At 72.6% G+C, this 13380-nt stretch carries 10 protein-coding genes; 3 read left to right on the forward strand and 7 right to left on the reverse strand.

Annotation, left to right across the window (positions count from 1 at the left end; genetic code table 11):
* Nucleotides 1-30: 30 nt before the first annotated feature.
* Nucleotides 31-1089 carry a 2,3-diaminopropionate biosynthesis protein SbnA gene (gene sbnA, locus ABH931_RS26425; protein ID WP_370118093.1) on the reverse strand — a complete coding sequence of 353 codons (1059 nt, stop codon included), beginning with the start codon at nt 1087-1089 and terminating at the stop codon, nt 31-33.
* Between the two features lie 202 nt (nt 1090-1291).
* Here sbnA and ABH931_RS26430 point away from each other — a divergent pair, with 202 nt between their 5' ends.
* The 3 genes from ABH931_RS26430 (at nt 1292) to ABH931_RS26440 (ending at nt 4974) form a co-directional block, all read left to right on the forward strand.
* Nucleotides 1292-2893 carry a tryptophan halogenase family protein gene (locus ABH931_RS26430; protein ID WP_370118096.1) on the forward strand — a complete coding sequence of 534 codons (1602 nt, stop codon included), beginning with the start codon at nt 1292-1294 and terminating at the stop codon, nt 2891-2893.
* Nucleotides 2894-3023: 130 nt separating this feature from the next.
* Nucleotides 3024-3632: a flavin reductase family protein gene (locus ABH931_RS26435; protein ID WP_370118100.1), complete on the forward strand. Its 609-nt coding sequence runs from the start codon at nt 3024-3026 to the stop codon at nt 3630-3632.
* 40 nt (nt 3633-3672) lie between these two features.
* A complete protein-coding gene (locus ABH931_RS26440; RefSeq protein ID WP_370118103.1) occupies nt 3673-4974 on the forward strand; it encodes a cation:proton antiporter in 1302 nt (433 codons plus the stop codon).
* A 360-nt stretch (nt 4975-5334) separates the two neighbouring features.
* Here the strand turns inward: ABH931_RS26440 and trpD are convergent, their stop codons facing one another.
* The 6 genes from trpD to ABH931_RS26470 form a co-directional block, all read right to left on the reverse strand.
* Nucleotides 5335-6441 carry an anthranilate phosphoribosyltransferase gene (trpD, locus tag ABH931_RS26445; protein ID WP_370118233.1) on the reverse strand — a complete coding sequence of 369 codons (1107 nt, stop codon included), beginning with the start codon at nt 6439-6441 and terminating at the stop codon, nt 5335-5337.
* A 67-nt stretch (nt 6442-6508) separates the two neighbouring features.
* The gene (locus ABH931_RS26450; protein ID WP_370118106.1) at nt 6509-6697 is read right to left on the reverse strand and encodes a hypothetical protein; all 189 of its coding nucleotides are present in this window, start codon (nt 6695-6697) and stop codon (nt 6509-6511) included.
* 226 nt (nt 6698-6923) lie between these two features.
* Nucleotides 6924-7505 (reverse strand): aminodeoxychorismate/anthranilate synthase component II, encoded by a 582-nt coding sequence (locus ABH931_RS26455; protein WP_370118109.1) that lies wholly within the window; start codon nt 7503-7505, stop codon nt 6924-6926.
* Entirely contained in the window at nt 7502-9148 is a 1647-nt protein-coding gene (locus tag ABH931_RS26460; protein ID WP_370118112.1) for an anthranilate synthase component I family protein, read from the reverse strand. Before ABH931_RS26460 ends, ABH931_RS26455 begins: the two co-directional genes overlap by 4 nt.
* 18 nt (nt 9149-9166) lie before the next feature.
* Entirely contained in the window at nt 9167-10207 is a 1041-nt protein-coding gene (gene sbnB, locus ABH931_RS26465) for a 2,3-diaminopropionate biosynthesis protein SbnB (protein ID WP_370118115.1), read from the reverse strand.
* Between the two features lie 104 nt (nt 10208-10311).
* A complete protein-coding gene (locus tag ABH931_RS26470; RefSeq protein ID WP_370118117.1) occupies nt 10312-13377 on the reverse strand; it encodes a BTAD domain-containing putative transcriptional regulator in 3066 nt (1021 codons plus the stop codon).
* Nucleotides 13378-13380 lie beyond the last annotated feature (3 nt).

Genomic DNA, 13380 nt, shown 5'->3' on the forward strand with positions numbered 1-13380 from the left:
CGATCGGTGCTTCGATCGTGGGGCGGGCCGCTATCCCTGGCCTATATCGGCCAGCGACGCCCCGCCGGCCGCGCCCACCGGCACGTCCTCGGCCGCGGAAAGGCCCTGCCACAGGTGGGAGACCTCACCGAAGTTCTCGCGGACCCAGTCGTCGTCGAAGATCGTGTCGAGGTACCGGTCGCCGCCGTCCGGCAGCACCAGCACCACGTTGGCGCCCGGTTCGATCCCGGGTGCGAGCCACTCCAGGGCGGCGACGACGGCCCCGGAGGAACCGCCGGCCAGGATGGCCTCACGCTGGACCAGCACCCGGCAGCCGACCACGCAGTCGAGGTCGGTGACGTGGTGCACGTGCCGGGCGTCCTCGGTGCGCAGCAGTCTCGGCACCACCGAGGCGCCGTGGCCCGGGATCAGCCGGGCGCAGGACACCGGGGAGCCGAAGAGCGCGCTGCCGACCGCGTCGACGGCGTGCACGACGGTGCTCAGCCCGGCCTCGCGGACGTAGGCGGCGCAGCCGCCGAGCGTGCCGCTGGTGCCGGCGGCGACCAGCAGGTGGTCGACCTTGCCGTCGAGCGCGTCGGCGATCTCGCGCATGGTGGTGCGGTGCGCCCGCGGGTTCAGGGTGTTGGCGTACTGGTCGGGCCAGTAGGCGTGCGGGGTCGTGGCGATCAGCTCGGCGACCCGGCGCAGCCGGGCCGGCAGCAGCTCGCCGGTGACCGGATCCGGCCGGGTCACCACCTCGATCTCGGCGCCGTAGGCCCGCAGGATCGCGAGGTTCTGCGCGGTGGTGCGCCGGTCGACGACGCAGATGAAGCGCATTCCGAAATACCGGCAGATCTGGGCGATCCCGATCGCCAGGTTTCCCGAACTGGATTCCACGACAACCGAGCGGCCGGGCACGAGTTCCCCGGACCGAATGCGTCCGATCAGCATCGAGAGCGCCGACCGGTCCTTGATACTGCCGCCCGGATTGAACCGTTCCAATTTGGCGAATATCCGGAACGGAAAGCCGGGCAGCAGCCGCTCCAACTCGACGAGCGGGGTCTCCCCCACGGTGGAGAGGACACCCTTCAGCCCTTCTGCGTACGGCATCTGCGGCAGCCATCCTCTGCTGGGATTTCAGGTGGTTTCGCGTTCGAGAACGAGGTTCACCCCACCCGCTATACGCGCTCGATAATCCGTTCGGCGACCTGGCTATAGCTGGCTCATAGTGCCGGGACGAAGCCTTGCGACCAGCACGCTGAATCGCACGCACGTCCCACTGGTCCCCGGATCTCGAAAGAGGGTTCGCTCAATGACCGGAACCGATACCCGTATCAAGAAGGTCGTCATCCTCGGCGGCGGCACCTCCGGCTGGATGACGGCCGCGTACCTCGGCAAGGCGCTCCAGGGCGCCGTCGAGGTGACGGTCCTCGAAGCACCCGCGATCCCCCGGATCGGCGTCGGGGAGGCGACCGTCCCGAACCTGCACCGCGTTCTCTTCGACTACCTCGGCATCGCCGAGGAGGAGTGGATGCGCGAGTGCAACGCGAGCTTCAAGATGGCCGTCAAGTTCGTCAACTGGCGTACCGAGGGCCGCGGTGAGCCGACGGCGAGATCCCTGGCCGACGGCCGGCCGGACCACTTCTACCACCCGTTCGGCATCCTGCCCGACCACGACAACGTGCCGGCGCCGCAGTACTGGTTCCAGCGCAAGTTCGAGCAGGGCGACGACGAGCCCTTCGACTACACCTGCTTCCGCGAGCCCCCGGTCATGGACGCCAAGCTCTCCCCGCGCACCCTGGACGGCGAGGCGGCCACCCGCTACGCCTGGCACTTCGACGCGGCCATGGTCGCCGACTTCCTGCGCCGCTTCGCGACCGGGAAGCAGGGCGTCAGGCACGTCGAGGACGAGATGACGTTCGTGGAGAAGGACGAGCGCGGCTTCGTGCACGCCCTGCACACCAAGGGCGGGCTGGTGCTGGACGCCGACCTGTTCGTGGACTGCTCCGGATTCCGCGGTCTGCTCATCAACCAGGCCATGGAGGAGCCGTTCCTCGACATGAGCGACCACCTGGTCAACAACGCGGCGGTGGCCACCGCGATCCCGTTCGACGGCCGGACCGAGGGCGTCGAGCCGTACACCTCGGCCATCGCGATGTCCGCCGGCTGGGCCTGGAAGATCCCGATGCTGGAGCGCTTCGGCACCGGCTACGTCTACTCCACCAAGTTCACCACCCAGGAGGAGGCCACCGCGGAGTTCTGCGAGCTGTGGGGCCTGGACCCGTGGACCACCACGTTCAACCACGTCCGGTTCCGCGTCGGCCGCAACCGCCGCGCCTGGGTGAAGAACGTGGTGAGCATCGGTCTCTCCTCCTGCTTCCTGGAGCCGCTGGAGTCGACCGGCATCTACTTCATCACCGCCGCCATCTACCAGCTGGTCAAGCACTTCCCCGACCTGACCTTCGACGAGCGGCTGCAGGACGCGTTCAACCGCGAGATCGAGACGATGTTCGACGAGACGCGCGACTACCTCCAGGCCCACTTCTACTTCGCCCCGCGCAACGACACCCCGTACTGGCAGGCGATGAAGGAGCTGACGCTCGCCGAGCCGATCAAGGAGAAGGTCGCGGCCTACCGGGCCGGCCTGCCGGTCAACACCCCGCTGACCGACGAGCACAGCTACTACGCCAACTTCGAGGCCGAGTTCCGCAACTTCTGGACGAACGGCAGCTACTACTGCATCTTCGCCGGCCTCGGCCTGGAGCCGGACCGTCCGCTGCCGCTGCTGGCCTACAAGCCCGACTCACTGACGGCGGGCGAGGCGATGTTCCGTCAGGTCAAGACGGAGCAGCAGAACCTCCTGGAGACCATGCCGACCATGGCCGAGTACCTCCAGCAGCTGCACGCCAAGTGACCTCACGCCAGTAGCCCGACGGCGCACGGCGGTTCCGGCGAGCCGAGCCTCGACCGGAACCGCCGCCCCGGACACCGCCCCCCGACGCTCCGCACTCCGCCCTGCACCCACCCGACGGGAGACCGACGTGATGACCCAGTCCAGGCCCGCAGGTGATTCCCTCGCCGCACAGTCCGCAACCGACGCCGGCGCGGCCACACCCGAGCCCGACATCCGCCCACTGATGACCCGGTTCCCCTCCGGCGTCTCGGTGATCACCGCCCTCGACGACGAGGGCCTGCCCCGCGGCCTGACCTGCAGCTCGCTCGCCAGCGTGGCACTCTCCCCGCCCACCGTGGTGGTCTGCCTGCGCAGCGCCAGCCCGAGCCTCGTGGCCGTGCTCGACTCGGGCCAGTTCGTGCTCAACCTGCTGCACGAGGACGCGCAGGCCACCTCCGACCTGTTCGCCTCGGGAGCGACGGACCGCTTCGAGCGCGTCGAGTGGCGGCTTCCCCTCGGGGCCGGCGGGCCGCACCTGGTCAACGACTCCATCGCGATCGCCGACTGCCGGGTGGTCCGCACCCTCGAAGTCGGCGACCACACCGCCGTGTTCGGCGAGGTCCAGCGGCTCGCCGTCGAGGAGGGCGCCGAGCCGCTGCTCTACGGCCTGCGCCGGTACGGGCGCTGGTCCGACACCGCCCCCCGCCCCGTCAGCACGGTCGCCGGCGCCCCCGCGCCGTCCGGCCCGTCCACGTCCTGATCCGCCGGGGCCGCCCCGGCATACCGCGAAGGAGTCACCCGTGTCGCAACCCGATCCGCTTCCGCAACTACTGCTCGCCGTGCCCGCGGTCATCCTCGCCTGCAAGGCGGGGGCGCTGCTCTTCCGCCGCTTCGGTCAGCCGCCGGTGATCGGGGAGATCGTCGTCGGCCTGATGTTCGGCCCCTCGCTGCTGGGCTGGCTCTGGCCGGCCGGGCAGCACGCGCTCTTCCCGTCCACGGTGCTGCCGTACATCGTCCAGTTCGGCAACATCGGACTGCTGATCTTCATGTTCCTGGTCGGCCTGGAACTGGACACCTCGACGCTGCGCGGGAACAGCCGGACGGCCCTGGCGGTGAGCCAGGCCAGCATCCTGCTCCCCCTGACGCTGGGCTCGCTGCTCGCGATCGCGATGTTCCCGGCGTTCGCCCCGCACGGGATCTCCCGGCTGCCGTTCGTCCTGTTCATGGCCGTCTCCATGAGCGTGACCGCGTTCCCCGTGCTCGCCCGCATCCTCACCGACAAGGGGATGTACCACACCCGTATCGGCACCCTCGCGATGGCGTGCGCGGCCGTGGACGACGTGACCGCCTGGTGCCTGCTGGCCCTCGCGGTGGCCGTCGCGGACAGCGGTTCGACGACCGGCGTGCTGATGACGGCCGGCCTCTCGGCGGCGTTCCTGGCGCTGATGGTCTGTGTCGCGCGTCCCCTGATCGCGCGCTGGACCGACCGGGCCACCCGGGTCGACAGCGTCGTGATGGTCCTGCTGTTCAGCGGGCTGTGCCTGTCGGCGCTGGCCACGGACCGGATCGGGGTGCACGCGCTGTTCGGCGCGTTCCTCTTCGGCGCGATCGTGCCACGCGGCTCGGGCGCGATCGAGCGCTCCGCCGCGCGCCTGCGGGCCTTCGCCCAGCCGGTGCTGCTGCCGCTCTTCTTCATCTCCACCGGACTCAGCACCAACGTCAGACTGCTCGCGGGCCGTCCCGCGGACCTGCTGTGGGGCCTGGCCGTGCTCGCGGTCGCCGTCGTCGGCAAATGGGGCGGCAGCAGCCTGGCGGCGCGTGCCGCGGGCCAGGGCTGGCGCGACGCGCTCTCCATCGGCGCGCTGATGAACAGCCGGGGGCTGACCGAGCTGGTGGTGCTCAACCTCGGCCTGCAGCAGGGCGTCATCGGCACCGAGCTGTACACAATGCTGGTCCTGATGGCCCTGGTGACCACCACTCTCACCTCCCCTGCCCTCTCGTTGCTCCGCGGCCGGCAGACCGAGGAGGAGGTCCCCACCCTGCCGGACGAGCTGCGCGACCCGCTGCCGGACGAGTCCCGGCAGCTCCCGGCCGCCGTGTGACCGCCGGTCGCGCGAGCGACCTGCCGGTCCGCCGCCGGAGGTGCCCGGGCCCGAGGGCCCGGACGCTCCTCCGGCGGCGGTCGTGCGTCCTGCTGCGATTTCTGCCGTGCGGTCCTGCCGTGCGGTCCTGCCGTGCGGGCCTGCCGTGCGGTCCTGCCCGGTCCTGCCGTGCGGTCCTGCCGCCGGTCCTGCCGCCGGTCCTGCCGTGCGGTCCTGCCGTGCGGTCCTGCCGTGCGGTCCTGCGACGCTTCCCGCCGACCGTCTCGCGGTTCGGCGGGCAGGCGCCGGACGGCCGCGAGGGCTGCCTCGGCCGCGTGGCGGGTCAGGCGGCCGCGAGGGCTGCCTCGGCCGCGTGGCGGGTCAGGCGGCCGTGAGGGCCGCCTCGGCCGCCTCGCCGGCGTGGCGCCGGCTCGCGGCGATCCACGCGTCGAGCACCCCGGCGGCCGCACCTGAGTCCACCGAAGCCGCCGCGCGCCCCAGCGCCGCGGCGAGCCGCGCGGTGACCGTCCGGCCCGCGGCGTCCTCGCCGGCCGCCAGGGCGGCCGCCGCGGCGAGCAGGACCGCGTCGCGCACCGGTCCGCGCTCGCCGGCCAGGACCCGGCGCACCACCGCCGCGTTGTGCGTGACGTCCCCGCCGAGCAACGCGTCCCGCGCGGCACGCTCGATCCCCAGGTCCCTGGGGTCGAGCCGTTCCTCGCAGAGCCGCCCGCCGCCGACACTGACCACGGTCGAGCCGGCAGAGACGCTCAGCTCGTCCAGTCCGTCGTCGCCCCGGAAGACCAGGGCGCGCACCCCTCGTGCGGCGAGCACCCCGGCGACCAGCGGCACCAGCCGCGGGTCGGCCACCCCGACCGCGAGCGCGGCCGGTGCGGCGGGGTTGGTCAGCGGGCCCAGCGCGTTGAAGACCGTCGGCACGCCCAGCTCCCGCCGCACGCCCCTGGCGTGACGCATCGCCGGGTGGAAGTCGGGGGCGAAGCAGAACGTGATCCCGACCTCCTCGACGAGGGCTCCCACCCGTGCGGGCGGCAGCGTGAGCCGCACGCCCAGGCACTCCAGCACGTCGGCGGAGCCGGACCGGGACGTGGAGGCCCGGTTGCCGTGCTTGACCACCCGGGCCCCGGCGCCGGCCGCGACCAGCGCCGCCATGGTCGAGACGTTGACGGTGTCGGCGCCGTCCCCTCCGGTACCGACGATGTCGACGGTCGGCCCCGGAACGTGCAGCGGGACCGCGTGGGCCATCATGCCCCGGACGAAGCCGGTGAGTTCGGCCACCGTCTCGCCCTTGGCCCGCAGGCCCACCAGGAGCGCGGCGAGCCGGGCCGGCCCGACCTCTCCGCGCATCACCTGGTCCATCGCCCAGGCCGCCTCGGCCGTTCCGAGGTCCTGCCCCCGCAGGATGCCGTTCAGCAGCCGCGGCCAACGGCGCTCGTCCGGGTCCGGCGTCCCCTGTGCGCCGGCCGGGTTCACGCCCTCGGCGTTGCGGTGACGGTTCACGGCGTTCTCCTCCTCGGTCGGTTGGCGGCCCGTGACCGTCTCAGTGCCAGGGCTGGTCGCCCGGCGAGGCGGTGGCGGCGACCTGCGGCTGCTGGACCGTGTCGGCGACGTGGTGGACCGGACGGGCGGTGCCGTGGTCGGTGGCGATCTGCACCGTGCCCAGAACGGTCAGGGCTGCGGCCAGGGCCAGGAAGAAGCGCTTGGCCGTGTTCCCCGTGACGACCTGCATGTCAGTTCACTCCCCTTGTGTCGCGCACCCCCCGGTGCGCTCTCTGCTGACAACAAGAACGCTACGGAGCGGCGACTTCGGCGCCATATCGTCCGGCTTTTGCCCGGCGATAGAGCCTCGCCGGAGCCTCGCCGGAGCCGTCCCCGAGCTCGCGCCGAACGTGGCGGCGCGGAGCCCCCGAGGGGACTCCGCGCCGCTGACCTGCGGTGATATCGTGCGCCCCGAATCAGACCCGGGCCGCGAGGAAGTTGTCGAGCAGCCGCAGTCCGCCGACCGTGGTGATGGACTCGGGGTGGAACTGCACCCCCTCCACCGCGTCGGTGCGATGCCGCAGACCCATGACATATCCGTCGTCCAGGGCATGGGCGCTGGCCACGAGCCCGTCGGGCAGGGGTTCGGCGACGATGAGGGAGTGATAACGCGTCACTTTCATGGTCCCCTGGCCCCCACCGCCCAGGCCGCGGAAGACGCCGGCCCCGTCGTGGCTCACCTCGCTGGTCTTGCCGTGCTTGAGCCGGTCCGCGACGGTCACCCGGCCGCCGTAGGCGAGTGCGATGGCCTGGTGTCCCAGGCAGATGCCGAGCAGCGGCACGCGCCCCGCGAAGGCGTGCACCAGCTCGACGTGCCCGGACTCGGCCGGATGCCCGGGTCCGGGCCCCAGCACCACGGCGTCGGGCAGCCGTTCGGCCAGGCGCTCGGGTGTCTCGGTGCGGGAGCGCACGACTTCGGTCTCCGCCCCGAGGGTGCGCAGGTACTGGTCGATGATGTGCGTGAAACTGTCGTAGGCGTCGACGAGCAGGACTCTCACGACCGCAACTCCTCACCGGTCAGCGCCCAGTAGGCGGCTCCCATCTTGTGCAGGGTCTCCCGCCACTCCGCCCGCGGGTCGGAGTCGGCGACGATCCCGGCGCAGCTGCGCGTGGCGAACCGCTCCCCGTCGTGGACCACGGTGCGGATGCACAGGGCCAGTTGGGACCAGCCACGCAGGTCGATCAGGCCCACGGCGCCGGCGTACATGCCGCGCTGCGCGGGCTCCGGCTCCAGCTCCTGGATCAGCTCCATCGCGCGGATCTTCGGTGCCCCGGTGACGGTTCCGGCCGGGAAGGTCGCCGCCAGCACCGACCAGACGTCCTCCCCGGCCGCGAGCTCGCCGCGCACCGTGGAGACCAGGTGGAAGACGTGCGAGAAACGCTCGACCGTCATCATGCCCTCGGTGGCCAGCGTCGTCGGCCGGCAGACCCGGCCGACGTCGTTGCGGCACAGGTCGACCAGCATCACGTGCTCGGCCTGCTCCTTCTCGCTGGCCGTGAGCTCCGCGATCCGGGCCGCGTCGACCTCAAGGTCGCCGCTGCGCGGGGTGGTGCCGGCGATCGGGCGCATCACCAGCTCGCCGTCCTCGCACCGGAAGAGGACCTCGGGGCTGGACCCGATCAGGGTCTGGCCGCCGCGCGGCACCAGGTACATGTAGGGGGAGGGGTTCCGCGCCCGCAGGCGCCGGTAGACGTCGAACGGGCTCAGCGTCGTCTCCACCTCGATCCGGTGGCCCAGCTGGATCTGGTAGATGTCGCCGACGGCGATGTGCCCGAGGGCGCGCTCGACCCGCTCCAGGAAGACCGGCTCGTCCACGGTGCGCCCGACGTGCGTCGGCGCGGGCGCCGTGGGCACCGGTGGCAGGCTGCCGGGCCCGGCGGCCGACACGGCCGCGATCCGGCCCAGCTCCTCGGCCTCCGGTGCCTGACGGCCGTCCGCCGCGGCGGCCCGCCGGTCGCCGAAGTGCGGGCTGGACGCCGTCAGCAGCCGGGGCGCGCCCGTGCCGGCCACGTCCTCGTACCAGAGGGTCTGCCGGAACAGCGTGAGCACCAGGTCGGGCTCGCGCTCCCAGCCGCCCTCGGGGGCGGTGCGCGGCGGCAGCTGCTCCATGTGCCAGGCGGCGCCGTAGCCGACCGTGGCCAGGAAACCGAAGGCGTACCCGGCCCCGGGCCCGGACGCCCCGGACGCACCCGGCGTTCCGGACGCACCGGACGCGCCGTCGCTCACCGCGAAGACGCCGTTGACGGCACGCAGGAACGCCCACAGTTCCTCGGGTCCGGCGAGGCCGTACCCGTAGACCGGGCCGTCCTTGCCGGTCACCGCCCCCTGCGGGGCCAGTCCGCACTCCTCCGCGACCCGGGCCAGGGCCCGTACCAGCGGGGCGCGCCCGGAGAGGTCCACCCGGTCGGGCAGCACCCGGATCTCCGCCAGCGCTCCGCGGCCCAGCACCGTGACGCCGGGGTCGGCGCCGGGCCCCTCCAGGCCCTCCAGCAGGAACACGTCCGGCTCGCCGCGCGCTCTGAGCGCGGCGTAGAGCCGCAGCGCCGAGTGCGGGGCGAGCCGGTCCTCCGTGACGTGCACGGAGACGGGAGCCCCCGTGCCCGCGGTGGCGGGCACGGGGGGATCGAGCAGTGTGGTCACCAGGTCCTCCTTCGGCGGTCAGCCATAACGACGAAGCTCGTGGAAGAAGCCGTCCACGACGGCGAGGTCCCCGGTCCCGCGGAGGGTGTCCAGCACGTGCCTGCCGACCGCGAGGTCGAGCACGCCGAGACCGAAGGGGGAGAAGAACACCGGAACGCCGGCGGGGATCTCCAGCCGGCCGGTGAGCACGTCGTACAGCGTCCCGTCGACGAACTGACGGCTGCCGGTGCGCTGTTCGGCGAGGTGGACGGAGGTGTCGGCCTTCAGGCAGTGCTCGACGTCGTCGACGACGTTCAGGCCGCTGAGGACCACCTCGGGGGCCAGGTCCCGCAACGAGACGTGCAGGACCAGCGGGTTGTGGTCGAACCAGCGCGGCTCGGTGACGTGCGGGACGCCCGCCACCGTCGCGAAGACGACCAGGTCGCTGTCGCGGATCAGGGCCTCCGGCGTGGCCTTGATCTCCACCTTTGCGCTGTCGGCCGCGCCCGACCGGTGCAGGTGGTCGGCGAAGCCGGCGGCGTGCTCCGTGCTCAGGTCGTAGAGCCCGATCTCCTCGAACTCCCAGCCGGTGCCGGCCAGGTACTCGTGGATGTAGCGGGCGATCAGGCCGAGCCCGATGAAGCCGATCCGGCGCGGACGCCCGCGCCCCGCCGAGAGCCGGTCCGCGGCGAGCGCGGCGGAGGCGGCGGTGCGGACGGCGCTGATGATGGACGACTCGAGACAGGCCAGCGGGTATCCGGTGGCCGGATCGTTCAGGATCAGCACGGCGCTGGCGCGCGGCAGTCCCTGCGCCACGTTCTCGGGGAAGCTGGAGATCCACTTGATCCCGTCCGTCGGCGCGGGACCTCGGACGGACGCGGGCAGGGCGATGATCCGCGAGCTGGGCCGGTCAGGGAACCGGAGGAAGTAGGAGGGAGGGTTGACGGTGTCCCCCGCCCCGTGCAGGCGGTACGTCTCCTCGATCAGCCGCACCACCTCACGGTGACGGCCCCGCAGCACCCGCTCCACTTGGGTACCGGGTACGACGGCGAACGACGGAGCCCCGATGGTCGGCGGCATGGCAGACTCCACAGGTCGGCAACAAGGCGTGCCTGCACGCTAGGAAGCCGACCTATCGGAGCCCTATGCCGCCGACCCGGCCGCGACGGCGGACCGGCTCCGGCTCACCCCAGCTCGCCGAGCGCCTCCCGGGCCCGGGCCTGCCAGCTGGGCGCGTCGACGGTGGAGAACGCCACGACGGCGGCGGTGAGGTCGTCGCGGGCGGTGGCCGGGTCGCCGAGGGCGACGCGGGACTGTGCGCGCACCAGCAGGATCTGCCCCTCCATCAGCGGGCTGACCGTGCGCTGGGCCAACTCCCGTGCCTCGTCGAGATGGTGCAGAGCGGTGGCCGGATCACCGGCGGCGAGCCTGCTCTCGCCCAGCCCCCACAGGGCGTAACCCAGCCCCATGACGTCGGACTTGCCCCGGGAGATCTCCGCCACCCGGGCGAAGGCCGCCTCCGCCTCCGCGTACCGGTCCAGCGCCAGATAGGCCCGGGCCAGCCGGTGCTCCGCCTGGGCCAGACCCCGCTTCTCCGCCTCGCCGTCGCCGAGCCGCTCGCACAGCCGCACCGCCTCCAGCGCGAGGTCGACCGCGAGTTCGGCCCGCCCCTGGTCGGTGCGCACCTGCGCCAGATTGGTCAGCGCGTGGGCCTCCTGCACCAGGTCGCCGGCCTGGCGGAAACCGTCCAGGGCTTCCTCCAGGCGCTCCAGCGCGAGGTCCAGCCGGCCCTGGATCCGGTCGACGATGGCCAGGTTCCGCAGCGTCATGGCCCGGCCGAGGGCGGAGCCGGCCCGCTCGTGCAGTTCCAGTGCGGCCTCCAGCTCGGTCACCGCCGGGTCGAACCGCTGGAGGTACAGGTGCATCGACCCGAGGTAGTGCCGCATCACGGCCTGGCCCAGCACGTCACCGGCCTGCCGGGAGGCCTCCAGCGAGAGCTGCGCGCAGACCCGCCAGTCCTCGGTGTAGTTGCGGGTCTCGAACAGCCGGATCATCGACGCGGTCAGGTCCCAGGCGACGTCCGCCCGCCCGGCGCGGGCGGCCTGCTGGATCAGGGCGATCAGCGAGAGCCGCTCGGCCTCGTACCACTCCAGCGGGTCGGCCAGCAGCTCCTCCAGCAGGGTGGCGGGGACGTCGAGGCGCTCGGCGGTGCTGTGGACGACGCTGTTGTCGCCCACGTGCTCCCGGTGGTGCGCCTCCTGGGCGATGGTCAGGTAGGTGCCGAAGACCCGGTCCCGGGCGGCGGCGCGCTCGGCCTCGGGCTCCTCCTCGACGGCGCGCTCCCCCGCGTACAGGCGCATCAGGTTCTGCAGCCGGTAGCGGAAGGCGCCGGTCGCGTCCACGCCGACCACCTCGACGAACTGCGCGTCGATCAGCTGCTCGATCAGCAGCTCCGCGTTCATGACGCCGGTGTCCAGCAGGGCCGCGCCCACCCACGCGGTGAAGTCGGGGACGTCGAGCAGGCCCAGGCGGCGGTAGAGCCTGGCCGCCTTGTCGGAGAGGTAGCGGTAGCTCATCGCGAAGCTCGCCCGGATCTGGGACTCCCCCTGGCTGAGCTCGTCAAGGCGCCGCCGCTGGTCGTTGAGCCGGCTGACCAGGTGGTGGGCGGTCCAGTGCGGCTTGGAGGCGAGCCGGGCACCTGCGATCCGCAGGGCGAGCGGCAGCCGGTCGCAGAGTTCGACCAGCCGGTCCGTCGCGTCGGGGGCGCCCTCTATCCGCGGCCGGCCCACGATCCGGCAGAGCAGTTCGGCGGCGTCCGACGCCGGCAGCAGGCCCAGGTGCACCCGCGCCTCGGCGGGCCAGGTGACCAGTTGCTCCAGTTGCTCCCTGCTGGTGATCAGCACGCAGCTGCCGCCCCGGCCGGGCAGCAGCGCGCGGATCTGCGCGAAGGTGCGGACGTTGTCGAGGACCAGCAGCACCCGCCGGTCGGCCAGCACGCTGCGGTAGAGGGCGGTCCGCTCCTCGAGCCCGGCCGGTATCCGCTGGCTCGGCACCCCGAGCGACCGCAGGAACCGGCCCAGCACGTCGGAGGTGGTGACCGCCTCGGACTGCTCGTCGTAGCCGCGCAGGTCGACGAAGAGGCGGCCGTCGGGGAACTGCTCCGCGACACGGTTCGCCCAGCGCACCGCGAGGCCGGTCTTGCCGACGCCGGCCACGCCCGTCACCAGGCCGACGGTCGGCGCGGTGCTCCGCGAGGGATCGGACTCGACTGTCCCGAGCAAGCTGTCCAGGCACTTCAGCTCCTCCTCGCGCCCGGTGAAACCCGGGACGTCCGGAGGCAGTTCGGACGGGATCACCCCCACCTCGACCGGCGGCTCGGCCGCGACCGTCACCGCCGTCTCGGCGACGGTGCCGGTCGCCGCGCGCGCGTGACCCTGCGCTTCGGCCCGCGAGGGCTGGGCGGCGGCCAGGGTGAGCGCCGGGTCGTCCCGCAGCACCGCGTCGTGCAGATCCTGGAGCAACGGGCCCGGATCCATGCCGAGTTCCTCGATGAACTGCCGCCGGGCCTCACGGAAGGTCTCCAGTGCCTCGGCGCGGCGCCCGGACCGGTACTGAGCCAGCATCAGGTGGTGGCGGGTGCGCTCCCGCAGCGGGTGTTCGCGGGCGACGAGCGCCAGGCGCGGGACGAGTTCCTGGTCCTGGCCGAGCTCCAGCCCGACGGCGGTGGCGTCGTCGTAGGCGTTGAGCCGCTGCTCCTCCAGGCGTGCGGCCTCGTCCTCGACCAGGGATCCGGTGACGCCGGACAGCGCCGGCCCCCGCCACAGCTCCAGGGACTCGCCGTAGAGCCGGGAGGCGTCCTCCAGCCGCCCGGCCCGCGCGGCCAGCTCGGCCTCGGCCACGAGCCGGCTGAAGTCGGTCGAGTCCAGGTGGTGACCGTCGGGGTTGAACTGGTAGCCGGGGTGCACGGTCACGATGATCTCGGCGCCGGCACCCTCGGCCCGAAAGGCCTTGCGCAGGGCGGCGATCACAATCGCGACCTGGGTTCTCGCGGTCGCCGGTGGCCTCCCGCTCCACACCTCGTCGACCAAGGCGTCCACCGGCACGATCCGGCCGGCGCGCAACAGCAGCATGCCGAGGATGGTGCGTTGGCGAGCACCACCGACGGCGATCGGCCGTAAACCCGCCGTCACCGTCAGTGGGCCCAGGATCCTGAAACTGAGCCGTTCCCCCACCGGACCTCCCAGGTCCACATA

Origin of the sequence: Streptacidiphilus sp. MAP12-33, from assembly GCF_041261265.1 — a bacterium.
Taxonomy (GTDB): domain Bacteria; phylum Actinomycetota; class Actinomycetes; order Streptomycetales; family Streptomycetaceae; genus Streptacidiphilus.